Annotated in this window: 2 protein-coding genes; both read right to left on the bottom strand. The window is 74.7% G+C overall.

Annotated elements, in window-relative coordinates; translation table 11 throughout:
- Positions 1-21: 21 nt before the first annotated feature.
- Complete coding sequence (locus tag V2S66_RS14410) at positions 22-2,721, bottom strand: right-handed parallel beta-helix repeat-containing protein (protein WP_330795321.1); 2,700 nt, start codon at positions 2,719-2,721, stop codon at positions 22-24.
- On the bottom strand, positions 2,718-17,567 hold the full coding sequence (locus tag V2S66_RS14405; RefSeq protein ID WP_330795319.1) for a scabin-related ADP-ribosyltransferase: 14,850 nt from the start codon (positions 17,565-17,567) through the stop codon (positions 2,718-2,720). Before V2S66_RS14405 ends, V2S66_RS14410 begins: the two co-directional genes overlap by 4 nt.
- Positions 17,568-17,699 lie beyond the last annotated feature (132 nt).

Here is a 17,699-nt window from a genome sequence, read left to right as displayed (position 1 = left end):
GCTGGGACGGGGCCCGGCGTGTCAGGGCCATTCGGGAAGGTCCTGCGGGCGCAGGGTGATCAGGTCGGACTCGTCCGGGACCGCCGTCATCTCCGCGACCCGGTACGCCTGGCGTTCGGTCATGGACTGGAAGGTCTGACGGGCGGTACGGCCGTTGCCGAACCGCTCGCCGCGGGGCGTCGCCTCGAAGTACGCCATGAGCGCCTCGCGGGCGGGGTCCGTCAGGCGGTACTGATGGGCTTCGGCCTGGTGCTCGACGATGTTCACCAGTTCCCCGGTGTCGTAGTCCTCGAAGAGCAGGGTCCGGCTGAAGCGGGAGGCCAGGCCGGGGTTGGAGTCGATGAAGTGCTCCATCTCCTCCGGGTAGCCGGCCACGATGACCACCACCGAGTCGCGGTGGTCCTCCATCAGCTTCACCAGGGTGGCGATCGCCTCGTGGCCGAAGTCGTTGGAACCGGCCGCCGGGGTCAGGGAGTACGCCTCGTCGATGAACAGCACGCCCCCCATCGCCTCCTCGAAGACCCGCTGGGTCTTCGGGCCGGTGTGGCCGACGTACTCGCCGACCAGCGAGGACCGGTCCGCCTCGACGAGGTGTCCCCGGGCGAGCAGGCCGACCGCCGCGAGGATGCGGCCGTAGAGCCGGGCCACCGTCGTCTTGCCGGTCCCCGGGTTGCCCGCGAAGACCAGGTGCCGGCTGAGCGGCGGCGCCGCGAGTCCCGCGTCCTCGCGGCGCCGGACCATCCGCATGAGCTTCACCAGCGAGGCGACGTCGTGCTTGACCCGCTCCAGACCGACCAGCACGTCCAGTTCGGCGAGCAGGTCCTCCAGGTTCTCCACGGGCACCGCCTCCCGGCCGTCGACGTCGACGGACCCGTCGGCGGTGACGGCGGCGACCTCGGCGGCACCGTCGACGCCGGCGGCGCCGCGCGCCGCGCCGGAGGGGGACGCGGCCCGCGCGGACGACGCGCGGGCCGCCGGCCACACCGCCTTCTCGACGCCCCGTGAGGCGCAGCGCTCCACCTCGGGCTCGGCGCCCTCGTCGGCGCTGAAGTCCTCGCCGGCGTCCGTCACCAGCAGGTCGCGCAGCACCGGCCGTGCCCCGCGGCCGACGTAGACGGCCGGGTACCCGGTGGCCGACAGGACGCAGTCCGCGTACCGGCCGTTGCCGCCCTCCCCGACGAAAAGGCCGTTCTTCCCGGTGTCCCGCACCGTCAGCCGCACCACCGTCGGGTCACCGCCCTCGGCCACCACCATCCCGGAGCCCGTGCTGCCGGACACCGAGCAGTCGTGCAGCGTCGGCGCCGCCCTCTCGGCGACGACGAACCCGGCCGTGCCGGCGCCGCTGACCTGGCAGCCGGTGAGTTCGGGGCTGGTCCCGGGCCCGCAGGTGAGGCCGGCGCGCTCGACGTCGACGATCCGTGCGTGGCGGATCGTGACCCCGCCCTGGGACTGTGCGGTCACGCCGTTGCGGCCGCGCCGCACCGTCATGCCGTCGACCGTGGCCGCCGCGTAGCCGTCCACGTGCAGGCCGGACAGCCCGCAGGCGATCAGCCGGCAGTCCTCCACCGTCAGCCGGGCGCGCTCGGTGGCGCCGATGCCGTGCTCCGGGGTGTCCTCCACCCGCAGGGCGATGATCTCGGCCGTCGCCTCACCGGCGACGTGGACGGCGCTGTAGGCGGTCCTCCGCACGATGCCGCCGGTGACGCGCACCTCGGCCCGGTCGCCGACCAGGATGCCGTTGCCCTCCGCGCCCCGGACCGTGGTGTCGGCGAGGACCGCGCGGGCGGAGCCGCGCACCACCACTCCCGAGGTGTGGGAGTCGGCGATCCGGCAGTCGACGAGCTCCAGCCGCGCGCCGCCGTCGGCCGACACCCCGGCCGCGCCGCTGTCGTGGACGGAACACGTCGACACCAGGACGTCCGCGGTGCCGGCGGCGAGGATTCCGGCGGCTCCGGCGCCGCTCACCTCGCCACCGGTGATGCGCACACCGCCGGTCCCGTCGTCCGCGGCACGCGGGGACGAGCCCAGCACCCGTACGGCTTCGGCGGCCGCGTCCTTGACCCGGCACCCGTCCACGAGCACCGCCGCCCGCTCCTCGACGAGCAGCCCGTTGCGGCCCGGCCCGTCGACCGCGCAGCGGCGCATCGTCACGGTGGCCTCGCCGCGGACCCGGACGCCGGAGCCGCCGACCGCGCGCACGGTCGAGTCGGTGAGGTGCGCGGTCGTGGCGCCGGACAGCACGATGCCGGTCCCCTCGACGTCGGTGACGAGCGCGTCGGCCAGCCACACGGTGCCGGTGGTGTCGGCGTGCACGCCCGCCAGCGCCGCCTCGCGGACCACGCTGCGGGTGACACGAAGCGACGCCGCGCGGACGACCTCCACCCGGCCGCCGGCGATGTCGCAGTCCCGGAGGTCGGTGGTGCCGGCCGTCACCAGCAGCAGCGGCCGGGTGGGGTCCGCGCCCAGCACGGTGACGCCGTTCAGCGTGGCGGAGGCCGAGAGTTCCAACGCCGGCAGCCCCGGGGTGACCGGAGTCAGCCGTACCGTGCCGGGTCCCTCCTCGGCGACGAGTGTCACCGCGCGGTCGATCAGCAGCCGCTCGGGGTACTCGCCCGCGGCGACGCGGATCTCGTCCTGGTGGTCCGCCGCCCGCAGCGCCTCGGCGAGGGTGCGGAACGCGCCGCGGCGCGCGTGCGGCCGCACGTGATGGATGACGGTCACCCTCGGGTCCCCTCGGTGGGCGTGCGGTGGTCACCGGGCTCCACGAACCCGGGGTTGGCCAGGTACGGGCCGACCGGGCGGCCCTCCTCCAGGCGCTGCGCACCGAGGACGTGGCGGCCGTCCACCCCGCCCGGGTAGAGGACCTCCTCGCGCTCGGGGTGCGGCCCGGCGAGGTCGAGGGTCCGGTCGACGTCGACTCCGCCCGGCGCGGCGATGTCGTAACGCCAGCCGTACCGGCCCAGCAGCCCGGCCGCGCGCCCGCCCCCGGCGGCGGCCTGGTCGCGCAGCCAGCCGATCGTGCGGGTGGCGGTGAGCCAGGCGCTGTCGGACGCGCCGGTCCCGTTGACGTGTGCGGCCACGTGGACGAGCGCGTCGCCGGCCGGGCGCAGGCCGTCGGCGAAGACGGCGGCGGGGCGCTCGGCTCCCGCGGGGCCGAAGACGTACAGCTCGGCGCTGTCGGCGCGCCAGTGCAGACCGCCGCTCCAGGCGGCGGCCTCCAGCGCCGGCCCGACGTGCGGCGCCGCGGCCCCGGCGGCGATCCGCGGCGGCGTCGCAGGCGCGGCGTCGGCGGGCGCGGCGGCCGGCGGCGACGGCAGCTTCAGCGGCGTCGCACCCAACGGCTCGGTCCCGCCGGGGAGATGCCAGTGCCACGCCCCGAGACCTCCCCCGGCGCCGGGGGGCACGAAGACACCGCGCAGGCCCAGTGCGCTGTTCTCGATCGCGTACGCGCAGGTGCGGGGGGTGTCGCCGTTGTGACCCCACAGCGTCCAGCGGCCGGTGTGCCCCAGGGGGTCCGGGTGCCGTTGCCGGACGGCGTCGAAGGCCGCGTCCGGGGCGGTGGGTGCCGGGATCGAGGGCGGTGGCGGGGTCGGTGCCGGGGGCGGGATCGGCCCGACGCCTGCGGGTGCCTCGATCACGGCCTCCTCCTCGACGACACGTGTTCCGGCCGTGAAGGGCTCCGCGAGGGGTGTCGACGCCTCAGGGAGAGTACGTGTCACGACCACGCCGACCGGCTCGGTGCCGTCGACACGTGTTGACTCCAGTGTGTCATCCTTTCCGGGCGCCGGCGCCACGGAGATCGGGCTCGGGGCTGCCCGGCCCTCCGTGGCGGCTGACGGCGCCTCACCCGCGCCGGGTGTCCCGGTCGCGGAGGTCGTACCGCCCTCGGTCACATGTGTCCCGGGCGCCGTCGCGGTCCCCGGCCGGGGTCCATCGGCCCGCCCGGCGTGCGCGGTGGCCGGAGCGCCGGTCTCGTGGGCGGGAGTCCCCGGCCGGGTGAAGACATGGCCCCGCTCGGCCAGGACGTGTCCGGTGATCTGGGACGACGGCACCGAGACGCCGATCGGGACGACACCCGAGACGCGCGTGTCCGTCCCGCCGTGGTGGAAGGTGAAGGTGAACCTGACGTGGCCGTCGTAGTGTTCGAGCGGGTTCGGGATCTTGGCGTTGCCGAAGGTACGCCCGCCCCCGACCTGGTCGCCGCGGGTCCGGCGCCGGAAGCCGCCGCCGAAGGTCAGCGCCGCCCCGAGCTTGTTCTCCATGGCGCCGGCGGCCGCGCCGAGCTGGCCCAGCACGAAGAACTGCCGCGAGTGCAGGCCGCGTCGGCTCACCGCGGAGAACGTCTCGCCGGCCAGGACCACCTCGGCTCCTGGTTCGGGGCGCGCGTGCGCCAGGTCGACGATCTCCGCCGTGGCCGACACCCACGCCTCACGGCCGTTCACCCGGAACGTCTCCCCCTTGAGCTCGCCCCCGCGGGTCAGCCGCGGCAGCGCGGCCATCAGCCGGTCCTTGGTGAACTCGCCCATGACCAGCTCGCCCCGCTCCTTGCCGGCGCGGGTGACATGCGACCAGCTGCCGCCGAACGCCCTGCCGCCCTCGCTGTCGAGCAGGCCCCGCAGCGACTGGACGTCGGGCAGGTCCCGGACGAGCTGGCCGTCCGACATGCCACCGGTCAGCAGTGACTCCGGCGGCCTGGGCACCGCGGCCCTGCGTGGCCGCTCCCCGGGGCGCCGCGCGGGCCGGGGCCGTCCGGCGCCCACCGCCGGGGCCTCGAAGCGCGCCAGGTCCGGGCCGGAGACCCTGACGGCATCGGCGCTCGGCAGCAGCGCCTGGAAGCCGATCTCCGCCTCGCCGATCCTGCGCGCCCGCACACCGAAGGTCCGCCTGGTCATCGGGGAGAGCCCGAGTGTCCCCTGACCGCTCCGCCTGGCGTCGACCCCCTCGCGGACGCGCACGCTCTGCTCCACGAGCGCCCGGTCGAACTCGGCCTTCGCCTGGTCGAGCCGCGTCTTCAGCTCATCGGCCCCGCGGTGCGGACGGTCGCTCCCGAGGGCGTCGTCGTGCCGCTGCTGGAGCTCGCGGACCCTGTCGCGCAGCTCCTTGAAGCGGGCCTGCCCTTCGACGGCCTCCTTCGGCACGCGGGTGTCGACCCCGGGCCCGAAGGGGCGCCAGCGGTCGCGGAACTCGACGTGCAGGCGTGCCACGCCGTCGAAGACGCTGCCGGGGACCTTGGTCTTGGTGCCGGCGGCGGAGCGGACGCCGGACGAGGAGTCGACCAGGTGCTCGGACTGGGTGGTGTGCGCCAGGGTCGCCCCGCCGAAGACCTCGGCCGGGGAGGCGCCGACCGGGTCGGAGGTGCCGACGACGGTCACGTTGGTTCCGTCGGAGGTGATCTGCGGTCCGTTCGGGCCGGTCCGCGTGCGGCCGCTGCCCGAGCTGTCCATGGTGGCCGAGTGGAACTCGGTCGCCTTCGTGTTGGCGGTGTGGGTCATCTCCTTGACGCTCGCGTGGATGACCACCTGCCGGCCGCCGACCCGCACCACCCAGGGCTGACCGGACATCATCGGCTTGAGCCGGCGCTGGAACTCCGACGCGGGCAGGCGCTCCAGGAGCTTGGCCCGTGCCGACCTCCATTCGGCGGCGGAGCCGAACACCTTCGGTCCGATCGGGTCAAGCTGGCGCAGGACGTCCTCCGCCAGGTGTGCGGCGGGCGCGCCCTGGGTCGCGTCCGCCGCCGGTGTCCGGCCGGTCCGCACCGGGTGGGTGTCGAGCACGACGTCCTCGGCGCCCAGCCGCAGCGAGTCGGCGATGCGGTCCGGAACCCGGTAGTGCTGTTCGAGCCGGTGGGGCGCGCCGGTCACGGGGTCGGCGGGCAGGTCCCGGACCGGGAAGGCGAACCGCCCGTGCTGGGCGACGGTGAAGGTCCGCTCGCCGCCGCGGCCCGGCAGCGCGCCGGAGACCTTGGCGTGGACGGTGTAGGTCACCCGGCCGTCGAACAGGGCGGCCGGCTCGACGGTCTTGTTCTTCGAGACGACACCGCCGCGGACGTCGGCGCCGTGCCCGCTGACCGACTCCCTGTGACGCGCGTGGCCGAGGGTGAAGGAGACGTGCGGGGCCTTGAAGCCGGCACGCCCCCACACGGTGCGCCGTACGTGTGCGGCCCTCTGCACGGCAGCGGCGGTGGCGGACTCGGTGCCCTGCTCGAACTCGAACTTCTCCTCGACCCGCAGGAACCCGGTCATCGTGGCGGCGGCCGCGGTGATGTGGATCTCGGCGGTCACCGGACCGGCGCGGAAGGTGCCGCCCCAGGTGTCACCGGACGTGAGTCCCGCGGCCTTGGGCCGCAGGGCGATCGAGTCGAAGAACTGGGCCACCTCGCCCTCGACCTGGTCCCAGCGCTCCCCGAACGCGCCGGAGAGCTGCTGCTCGATCGCCTTGACCACGCCGTCGCCGGGCAGTTCGAGCACGATGTCGCCGCCGCCGATCCGGCCGGAGCCGGTCACCCGGAGCGGGGGCCGCACGGTGGGGCCGGAGCGGGCAGCGGGCGTGCCGGGTACGGGCGTGGGTACGGGCGCGGACGCGGGTACGGGCTCCGGGGCCGCGGGTACGGGCTCCGGGGCGGCGGCCGGGCGGTGGAAGACCTGGGCGCCCGCGCCCTGCGCGGTGACCTCGTAGCGCTGGGCGTGGCTCTGCGGGAGGGCCACGACGAAGCGCACCTCGGTGCGGCCGCCGTGCGCCGCCGTCTCCCCGACGCGACCGAGGCGGACGTCGACGCCGGCGGTGGCGATGTACACCGCCATGGGCTCGGGGTACTTGGCGCCGGCCACACTGCTGTGCCCGCCGGACACCCCGGTGCCCGTGCGGTACCGGTGCGCGACAGCGCCGCCCGGGGCCTGCACGGCGAGGGTGACGTCGCCGGCGAGCTCCGGCTGTACGCCGCCCTGGGCCCACTGGCCGTGGCTCCACCCCGAACCGAGCCGGCCGCCGGTCTCGTCCGCGAGGTCGCTGAGCAGGTTGACCTCGGCGGCGTCCAGATTCCGCACGTACGCCAGCGACTCCAGCCGCCCGTCGAGGGCGAACCGGGCGTCGGAGCGCAGCGGCACGGGCAGCGGGGTGCTGCGCGCGGTGGCGCCCCGCGTGAGCGGGGGCAGCGTCGCCGCGAGCTGCTCACGGGTCGCCAGGTCGTGCACGGCCGGGCGTACGGCGGCCCAGTCGCGGCCGAAGTAGTCGCGGCCGAGGCCGTCCACGAGGTCGCCGAGCCGGGGCGACCCGGATGCGTCGAGGGCCCGTTCCTCGCCCGAGAGGACGTCGATGACGACCGTGTGGGACGGCAGCCCGTCCCACACCGCCGCTGCGGGCCGCCAGGCGTGGTCGCCCTCCTGGAGGAGGGGGGCCGCCGTCCGGCGCGGTCCCGGCGGCCGGCCGGCCGCGGAGAAGGCGGTCGGCCCGGGGACCGGGCGGGCGTCCGCCGCGTCGACGAGGACCTGGAAGCCGAGCCGGGCCCGTCCGCCGGGCGCGGCACCGGCCGACGCCGCAGACGCGGCCGACGCGCCTCCCGCGTCAGGCGTGACCTCGTGGGCCGCCGGCGCGCCCGGGACCGCCGGTACCGCGGGGCGGTGGACGAAGGAGAGCGTGGCGACGCCGTCGAAGACGGCGCCGGGGGCCTTCATCTTGACCGCGGTGCCGGACCTGACCGACTCCTGGCGGATCAGGGCGCCTTCGCGTTCGAACTCGCCGTGCGCGAGGCCGGTGAGGGAGACCGGTCCGGCATGCAGGTCGGCGCTCTGGACGGTCATCGCCGCCCGGACGCCGTGCTCGGAACTCCGCACACGGGTGTAGACCCGGGTGACGTCCGAGCCGGTGTTGAACTCGGTCGCGGCGGTGTTGCGCAGGTGCGTCATCGTCGAGACCTCGGCGGTGACGAGCAGGCTCCCGGAATCGGGTCCCAGGTCGACCTCCAGCGGCTCCCCCGCCGTCATGCCCCTGAGCCGGTACTGGAGGGAGTCCAGGGAGCCCATGCGGTCGAGGACCAGCTCCCGGACCGCGGGCCAGCCGTCGCCGAAGACCCGACTGCCGTAGGACTCCAGCGAGTCGGGGTCGTCCGTCCCGCCGAGGAGGGCGTCGTGCACGGTGCCGGCGGCGCGTTCGCCGCCGGCGTCCACGACGAACAGGTCGCGGACGGTGTCCATGCCGCCCAGCGCGAGGGTCTGCTCGACGCGCGCCGGCGGGAGGTAGTGCCGCTCCACGGAGGACAGCGGGCGCAGGTCGCCCTCGGCGGCGGCCACCGGCACCCTCGTCGACACCTCGATCCGGCCGCCGCGACCGCCGTCGGCGGCACCGGCCGGCAGCCGCTCGCCGAAGGTGCCGCCGACCGCGGAGAAGTCGAACTCCAGCCGCACCTCGACGTCGATCCCGAGCGCCGGCTCGGGGGTCTTCGTACGGCTGAACAGCCGTCCGCCGGAGGTCGTGCGGTGCGACGCGGAGCGGGACCAGAGGGAGGACAGGTGTCCCGTCAGATCGGTCCTGGCGGCGGCCTTGCCCTTCACGAGCACACCGACGGTGACGGCGGAGCGCGTCTCGCGCTGGAAGCCGTCGCGGACGAGCGACTCGCTGCCGTCCTCGAACTCCAGGCTCGCGAAAGCCCCGTCGGTGCGCGCCGCCGTGACCTTCGCGCGGACCGTGACGTCGCCGCTGAATCCCGCCGCGTCCACGGTGAGGACCCGGGACTCGCCGCGGGTCATCGCCGACAGCGACGGCCAGACCTCCCTGCCGACCTGTGCCTCCAGGTCGGCACGCAGCGTGTCGCGCTGGGCCTGGGTGAGCACGTCGCCGAAGTGCGCGACGAGCTCCCGGGTGACGGCGGTGACGGCCTCCTGGGACGGCAACACGCGGTCGGCTCCGCCGATCTGACCCGCGGCGGTCATACGGGCCGGAGGCGGCAGCGGCGCTCCGGTGCCCCCGCGGACGCTGACCGCGTCGGGTGCGGTGAGGTAGTCGAGGGCCTTGTCCACGTCGGACGCGTCGAAGCCCTTGGTGTGGTGGGCCCCGACGGGCTTGAGGTTCCTGACGTACGGGCGGTCGCCGCCTCCTGGCACCCAGCTCGGGTGCTCGAAGGAGTCGGTGAGGTCGTTGATGTCCTGCTGCGCGTGCGCGGGGATCCTCCCCTTGTACGCGTCCTGCTTGGCGTTCCGGAGGTCCCGCAGCTCGACCGCGATCCGGCCGGAACGGGTGGGCGGGTGCTTGATGACGATCCGCGTGTAGCCGGGCGCGAGCGCGTTGGCTGCGGTCCGACCGGTCCCGTCGACCGCGTGCCACTTGGCCATGCGGTCGCCGCCGATGCTCCCCGCCTCCTCCAGGTAGCGGACCTGGTGGCCGGACAGGGCCATCGCCTCGAGATTGCCGCTGCGGAACCCGAGGTGCTTCAGTCGCCCGTCGCTCGCCCGGTTCAGGTACTCGAACAGCCTCATCTGGCCGATGCGGGTGTCGCCGCCCCACCTGTGGACGCCAGGGGACCCCTTCCAGAACTCGGTGAGGTCGTGCACCTGGAGGCCCCTGTCCCGGAACTCGCTCGCCATGGCCGGGAACTTGCCCGGACGGCCGGCGTGCGGGGAGGCGTCTCCGACGAGGAGGACGAGGGGGCCCCGCGGCCGGTCCGCGGTGCGCCGGTGCAGGCCGTCCAGGATCTGCCGGGTGCCGGTGTGGCTGGTGTCGTGCTCGACGTGGATCTCTCCGCGCTTGCCGCTGAACCGGGTCCACAGCACGACGACGTCGCGCCCGGTCACCTCGGGTACGCCCCTGCCGTGCAGCCAGGCGCCGACCTCCTGCTGCGCCTCCGTGGTGAAGTGGGCGTCGTCGAGCCGCCACCCGGCACGCAGGGTGTCGCGCAGCTCGGGGCTGAAGCGCTGCCCGACCCAGGTGGTGGCGGCGCCGACCGGGACGATGAGGTCCTTCTCGACGACCGTCCTCGCGGGCTCCTCGACGTCGTCGAGCTTCAGCACGGCGCCGTTGACCTCCCGCCACTGCTCCCTCATCAGCGCCTTGGCGTTCTGGCCCCGCGCCACCTCCTTCACCAGGACGCGGCCGGGGTCGATGCCGCTGTCCACGTAGAAGTCGCGGATGGCCGCACTGCGGTCACGGTGGTCCCGCCGGTCGCGGATCAGCAGCACATGGAGGCCGGGGTCGCTGTGCAGGGCCGCCGCGACGCCGAACTGGTCGCCGGTGGCGTACCCGTTCTGGGCCAGCAGCTTCCGCAGCCGCGGGTCGGGGCCGCTCTTCGGGGCGTGCAGGGCCTCCTTCTGCTGCTTCGACAGCTTGGCCCCCGGCGGCTTCCCGCCGCCGCCGTCCGTGGGCCGGCCGGCGTGCGTCGACGGCCGCGCGCCGTCGTGCGGGACGGAGGCGGCGCGGTCGGGCACGTCGCCGAGGGGGCGGCCCTTTGCGTCGACGTGGGTGACGCCGCCGGAGCGGTGGTCGGTGACGTGCACGGTGCGGTCGGGCAGCAGGGTGGCCGAGAACCGGTCGGCGTCCGGGTCGCCGAGGACGCGCACGGCGTCGGGGCGGCCCCGCCCGTCGAGGCCGACATGCAGCGTCGGGCCGTCTCCCGGTCCGCCCACGCCGGCGAGCGGGATCTCGTCGGCGACGCGGACACCGCCGGCGTTGTACGTGGTCGCGGCTCCCGAACGGGTGTCGTGGACGCGATGGCCGCCGCCGGCCACCGGCGTGACCGTACGGTCCGGCACGGGCCGGCCCGACAGGTCGAGCAGCTGGTGCCCGATCGTGCCGTCCGCGTCCCTGGTCGTGCGGATCACGAGGCCGTTGATGTCGGCGACGCCCGAATCGCTCAGCTTCACCGTGTCCAGCGGCACCGGGACCGACGCGGGAAGGGTGTCCGCCGGCCCCGCGCCCAGCGTCGCCCCCCGCGCGTCGACGGCGTCCTGGTCGAGCCCGCGCAGCCGCTCCTCGATCGCCCTGGGCTCCAGGCCGAGGTCCTGGACCGTCCGGAACGCGGTGGCGAAGTCCCCCTCCGCCGACTCCAGGCGCCTCGCGATCTCGAGGTCGACGGCGCTCACACCCTGCGACGTGCTCGCGGCGCCGGGCGCGCGACGCAGGTTCCTGACGTCGCGGAGGACCTGCCGCGCCCGGGTCAGCTCGGCCCACGCCTGCCGCAGGGGCGCACCGCCTGGCCCGAGGATCGTCTCGGCCTGCGCGTACTGCGCCGCCCAGGGCGGATCGAGGTCGGTGCGGGCAGCCGCGGAAGGGATGGGCGCGCCCGCGCCGGCCCCGGACGGCGCGGAGTCGTGTGCGCCGGGCCCGGGGACCGGCAGCGCGCCCGCCTCGCGTTCGGCCTGCGCGAGGAGGCGCTCGACTCCGGGGACGCGCCGGAGGTTGGGCGCGTGGTCCAGGTACTGGCGGGCCTCCTGGGCGAGTTGGCGGAGGATCTCGGATCGCCTGGCGATCTCGGACCCGGGAGTGGCCTGGTAGACCCGCAGCAGGTCGTCGAAGACGTGGATACGGGAGCGCGAGCGGATGCCGGTCTGCGTCGCGGTGTGCTTCTTGAAGACGGCCGGGTCCAGCATGTCGTGCCGGCCCGCGCCGGCGCCGGACGGCAGCGCTTCGGTGGGTGCGGCGTTCGGGACGTCGTGGGCGGCCGCCGTGCCCTGCGGTGCGCCGGTCGGCGCGGCGTCGCGGACCGGGGTCGTGCCGGGGTCGCCCCCGGCCTGCGGCTCCGGCTCCGGTTGCCGCTCCGGCTGCGGCCCCGGTTCCGGCTGCGGCTCGGTGTGGGTGGGGACTTCCGGTCCGGCCTCGTGCGGCGGTGGGCCTTCGGCTGCCTGCGGCCCGGTCGGCGCCGTGCCGGACCGCGCAGCGGTCGCCGGGACGTCGGCGTGCCGGGCGGGACCGGACGCCTTCGGCTCGGGGCCGGCGCCGTCGCTCGTCGTCAGCGCGTCGGCCGGCCCGTTGTCCACGGCGGACGACACCTCCGGCTGGGCCGGGGCCTTCGCCTCCGCCCCCTTCGGCTTCGCCCCCTTCGGCGCCCCTCCCTTCGGGGCGCCTCCCTTCGGGGCGCCTCCCTTGGCCTGCTGCGTCTCCTCGGGCCCGGGGGCGGCCGCCTTGCCGGGGCGTGGGCCGTGCGCGTCCTTGGCGGCCGACGGCCGGTTCTCCTGCAGGTGTTCGATCTTCTCCAGGAGTGCGGTGCGCTTCGCGATGAGGCCGTCGATCAGCTTGTGGCGATCCTCGTTGCTCCCGGCCCTCCACGCGTGCGTGAGCTTCAGCGACTCCTGGAGGGAGGCCTTCGCGGCCTTCAGCTTCTGGTCGAGGTTGTCGGTGCTGTTCCCCTGCACGCCGTGCTCAGCCGACCGGAAGGCGTCGTCCGCGGCGTCGAAGTGCTTGCCGGCCAACCGCCCGATCGGGTCCATCGTGCCGTCGCTGAAGTACCGGCCGTCGCCATCCGGATCATGGACATGCAGCGGCTTGGGACCGACACCGAGCACGGCCTGCCCGCCGGCCTCCCACGCCTCCACGGCTTTCGGCGTGATCGGAAGGCCAGAACCGAACTTCGCCTCCGGGCGGAACAGCTTCGACACCAGACGGCCGAGGTCGTCCGCCGACATCTTCAGCGCGAGCTGCGTGTACTCCGCGCCCATGTGCATCACCTCGCGGACCACCGACAACGCGAGAGCGTGCGTCACGTCCGCACCGTGGAACACCTCCTTCTCGAACGTGACCGTCCGGGTGAGGTCACCGTTCTGCGGATACCTGTACGTCCACTGGGCGTGCTTGCCGATCGCCGCGAATCCCTCGTCGTACTCCGCGCTGCGGAACACCTTCGCCGTCGGCGCGGACCCCGGCGCCGCCGGCTGCCTCACCTCGAACTTCTGCATCGCGGGGCGGTCCAGCGGTTGCAGCTGGTCGTGCAGGGAGACCCAGCCCCCGTGCTCCTCCAGCACCTTCGCGTCGAACACCAGCGTGGTCGGGCCGTAACGGGTCGCCATCGGCCCGTCGCCGACGTCCATCCGGAAGAACACGAAGTCGTCGTTCCCGAGGTTCGAGGTGTTCTTCGCCGAACTCTTCCCCGACGCGAGGAACTTGACGTCCCGCCGCGCCAGGTCGCCCTGCGACGACATCAGACCGCTGTTCGCGATCGCGTGGTACGCGGGTGTCGCGTGCTTGACCCGGTAGTCGAGATCGCGCAGTCTGCCCACGAGTCCACGGAGATCCTCCCGGAGACCGTCCGGCATCTCCTGGAGGAGACGCTCGACGTCGGAGGTCAGGCGCTCCAGGTTCTGCCGTGAGAGGTCACGCACGAAGGTCTTCTGCTGGTCGGCGGTCAGCTTGTCCAGGTCGCCGAAGAGCGCGTCCCAGTCCCCCTTGCCGCCCGGAAGGACGGACTTCCACTGCGTCCCCGTCGGGACGTCCGCGTACGCCTTGTCCGACCGGAACCTCCGCACCACCTGGGCCAGGTCGTGGAAGCCGCCGACGGCCTTCCGCGTGCTGAAGACGTCGGAGACGTGGACCACCGTGCCGGTGGCGTTCGCTCCGACGGCGTCGTCGACCCGCTGGGCGAGCTTGCCCGCCGCGAACGACAGCGCACCGTGCTCGGCACGCAACCCGTAGACGCCGCCGACCTTGGCCGCGTCCTTGATGAACCCCTTCTCCAGCATCGACCCGAGGCTCTCCGCCGAGCCCTTCAGAGCCTTCACGGCGTTCTTCAGCTCCGCCGTCACCGTCACGTCGGCCGAGCCCGTGCGGCCCGACGCCGCCCCCGGCCCGAGCAGATCCTCCAGCGCCTCGGCCTGCGACAGGACGGTCTCCGCCTGCCGCTTCACGTCCTCGCCCGACAGCGCCGTCTGATCCCAGCGGAAGGCACCCCCGGCGTCCCGCCGGGCCTGCGTCACCCGGTGCAGGTCGTCCGCGTGCGCCCGCAGCACGTCCGCGAGGTCCAGGTGGCCGGCCCAGGCGAACTTCTCCACGTACCGGTGCAGCTCCCGCTGCGCGAGATCACCGGCGGCCACACGGGCGTGCACACCGGCGGCCAGATCGCCGGCGGCCTTGTCGAGGGCGTCCTGGGCCTTCTTCAGCTCGACCTGGGCGGCGTCGAGGGTCGTGCCGGCCTTGTCCAGGGCGGCCTGGGCCTTGAGGACGTCCTTCTCCGCCTTTTCCGTCGCACCCTTGTTGGTGCCCGCCTGGCGCTCGGCGAGCTTCTCCTGGAGGGGCGCGATCTTGGCGGCGTTCGCGTCGTACGACTTCTGCGCCTGGCCCACCTTCGAGTGGGCGCCCGGCATGCCCTTCAGGGCCTTCTCCTGCGCCGCCATCAGGTCGTCGAGCGTCGCCGGCTCCCCCGCGCCGCGCGGCGCCGGCCGCTGCACGCCGGAGCCGTCCAGCCGCGGACGGTCCTTCAGGCCCTGGCTGTGCAGCTCCCACAGCCGCCGGTCCATGTCCGCGGGGGCGAGGCCCAGTTCGCCGAGCCGGTGGTGCAGGTCGTCCAGGCCGCTCCTCGCCGCGGACAGGTCCTGCCGGAGCCTCACCTGGTGCGCGCCGGGCCCGCTCGATCCACCGGCGTGCGGCTGATCGGCGCGGATCTGCCCCTCGATCCGGCCCACGTCGTACCGGGCCTGCGTGAACCGACGCCACAGCTCCCGACGGTCACCGCGCAGCGGATCGTGCGGGCCGCCGAACAGCGCGTCGACGCGCTCCGCGTCCAGCCCCCAGAACCGTTCGATCTCGCCGGGCGAGAACGGCAGGGACGTTCCCGCCCTCGCGGGGACCGCGGTGGCGCCGCCCGACTTCCCGCCCGGCTTCCCGCCCGGCTTCCCGCCCGGCTCGATCCCCTGCCCGGCGGAGGAGCCGGACATCCGGCTCGGGCGCGGTCCCGGCACGCCGAGCGCGTCGAGGTGGCCCTCGATGGTCCCGATGTCCATGCCGAGCGTGGACATCCGGCCTTCGGTGACGTCCAGGGCGACCTCGGCCCGCTGGACGTCGAGCTTGGCGGCGGCCTGGTCGACGGTCTCGGAGGGCCGGCCGAGCCCGCCGCCCGTGCGGTCGAGCCGGTGCTTGGCGGCGGCGAGTTCGGCGCTCGACAGTTCGTAGTCGTCCCAGGTGGTCAGCCGCTCCCTGCCGGTCTTCCCGGTGACGCCGCCGGTGACCGCCTCGAACCTGCTCAGCGGCGCCGGCTTGCCGCCGGCCGCCTGCGGGCGCGGCTTCGGGGCCGCGGCGGGGGTCGGACGCAGAGCGACGTGCTCGCCGGCCGGGGCGGCGCCCGCGCCGTCGACCGGCGCGCGCTCGACGCCGGTCAGGTGTACGTCGGGTGCGGTCGTGGCGTGGGCCGCGCCGGCCGCGTCGCCGGCGCCGCCCTCACGCCGGCCGAGGAGGTCGAGGCCCTCGCGGGCCGACACCCCGAGGTGGTCGGCCTGTGCGGTGACCGCGGCGCTCTCGGGTTCTTCGGCCAGCCGCTCCGGGGCGTTGAGGCTGGTGGCACCGCCGGAGAGGTCGTCGAGGTCCCGGGCGGCCCTGGTGGCGCCGCCGCCGGCGGACGGCGCTGCCGTGCCGGCGGTCCTGCCCGCGCCGCCGGACGCGACGTCTCCCGAGCCGGCCCTGACGTCGCCGGTGAGCGAAGTGGCGGCGGCGGGAGCGGTCTTGACGTCAGCCGTGACGTGGCCGGCCGGGGCCGCCGCGGGAGGCGCCTGGAGGCCGTGGGCGGCGCCGGGCGCCGCCGCGGGGTCGGCCGTGCCGAGCGCCTCGTGCACCTCGGGAGCGACGACGACCCGCCTGCCCTCGCCGTCGGTGAGGCCCGGGCCTCGGTAGTCCAGGTGCAAGGTGGTCGGCGTGCCGTTCTGGGCGCCGACCTGCAGGGTGATGCCGTCCTGCGTCATCCGGATGCCGGAGACGTCTCCGTCCACGATGCTCCGCAGCTCGGGGATGCCCAGCGCGTGGAAGTCCTCGACGTGGCCGGTGGCCACCCGCACCGAGGACAGGGCGTCGGTGAAGGAGGCGTGCAGGCCGGACCCGGAGGGCGTCAGGTCTCCCCGCAGGGCGTGCAGGCCGGAGCCGGGATCCGACAGGTCGTGCGCGCCGGCGTGAGCGGTCCCGCCCGGGTTCGTCGGCAGCGGCTCCAGCAGTCCCCCGGCGGTGCGCTGGAAGCCGGTGGAGTGGTCGAAGGCGGCCAGGTGGTCGACGGCGTCCAGGCCGCCCGCGTTCGCCATCAGGTTGCCGACGGAGCCGGGGGCGCTGCCCAGGTTCAGCGCATGCAGGGACGTGAGGCCGCTGTTCATGCCGCCGATGCCGTTGCCGACGCCGATGCCGATGCCGTGCAGGGCTCCGTGGCCGAGGCCGTCGAAGGCGGCGCCGGTCGGCGCCCCGGCGAGGCCGCCGTGCCCACCGGTCAGTCCGCCGGTCAGCCCGCCGATGTGCAGGCCGCCGCCGATCGCCGTCTGCGACAGGTGGGCGGTCGGGGTCAGCAGACGGGTGCCGAAACCCATGGTGAAGGCGCCCTTGAGGCCGACACCCAGTTCGAAGAAGTCCACCGGCAGGGTGGCGCCGAGCAGCAGGCGGCCGCCGAAGCTGACGGCGTAGACGCCCACCTTGCCGATCGTGCCGCTGACGCCCGCGGTGGCGACCTGGAAGTCGGTGCGGAAGGTGCCGGCGATCATCTTCAGGCCGGCGGCGGTGATCCTGACGCCCTTCATGGCCAGGCCGGCCAGGCCCGCCAGCCCGCGCAGGACCAGACCGGGCAGCGCGGTCACGGCGCTGTGGACGCCCTTGACGGTGATGCCGCCGGTCAGGAGGTGCCCGAGGGTGCCGCCCAGCTTGCCGAAGCCCTCGGAGAGCGACGCGGGCAGGTTCTTCAGCGCGTTGAACACGCCCTTGGCGACACCGCCGACTCCGATGCCCTTGGTGGAGGGGAAGAGGATGCCGATGAACGCCAGCGCCACGTCCAGGGCGCTCGCCTTGCCCTCGGCGAACTCGACGAGCGTGCCGATGAAGACGACCATGCCGAGGCCGAAGGCGAGCAGGCCGAACCAGCCGCCGAAGATCGCGCCCACGATGGCCAGGATGATCTCCAGGATGCCGATGGCGTTGAGGAACAGCTGCCAGCCGCTGATGGGCTGGCGGATCAGGTCCTCGGCATCCCTGAGCCGGCTGCGGTAGGTGCTGACCGCGCTGCGGTACTCGTCCTGCGCGGTGTGCGCCTGCGCCTTGTGGGCGGCCAGTTGCAGGTCGTCCTTCGACAGCCCCTGCGCCGCCGACAGGGCCTGGTCCGCCTTCGCCTGGGCCTCCGCGACCGCGGACCTGTAGGCCGAGGTGGCGTCCGCGGCGAGAGCGAAGGACCGGCCGATGGCGTCGATGAACTGCTTGAAGTGACCGTCGATCTTCTCGCGCAGCGCGTCGGCCGCCCTGCCGACGAACCCGTTGCCCGAGCCGGTCCTGTCCAGGACCCGGTTCAGGCCGCTGGTGATCTCGTGGCCCAGCTCCTCGGTGTCGTGCAGAGCCGACTGGAAGTCCGCCAGGACGGACTCGTCCCCGGGTGTGGGGTCGTCGTGCATCCCGAGCGCGCTCCAGTCCGCCGGCCGCCCCATGCGTGCCCTCCGTACAGTCGAACCACCCGTGGCGCAAGGTGTGCCGGGGTGGTTGGTTCACACGTACCACTCCAGCGTAGTGTGAGTACAGCCGCGCCCTGTGCCTCAGCATGTGGCGGGACATGTGGCCAT

Origin of the sequence: Actinacidiphila polyblastidii, from assembly GCF_036353415.1 — a bacterium.
GTDB classification, from domain to species: Bacteria; Actinomycetota; Actinomycetes; order Streptomycetales; family Streptomycetaceae; genus Actinacidiphila; species Actinacidiphila polyblastidii.
Note: the sequence above shows the minus strand (reverse complement) of the source record. Positions and strands in the feature narration are given on the sequence as shown.

Coding starts and splice junctions, on each gene's coding strand:
- V2S66_RS14405 (WP_330795319.1), bottom strand. CDS start 17,567: ATGGGGCGGCCGGCGGACTGGAGCGCGCTCGGGATGCACGACGACCCC.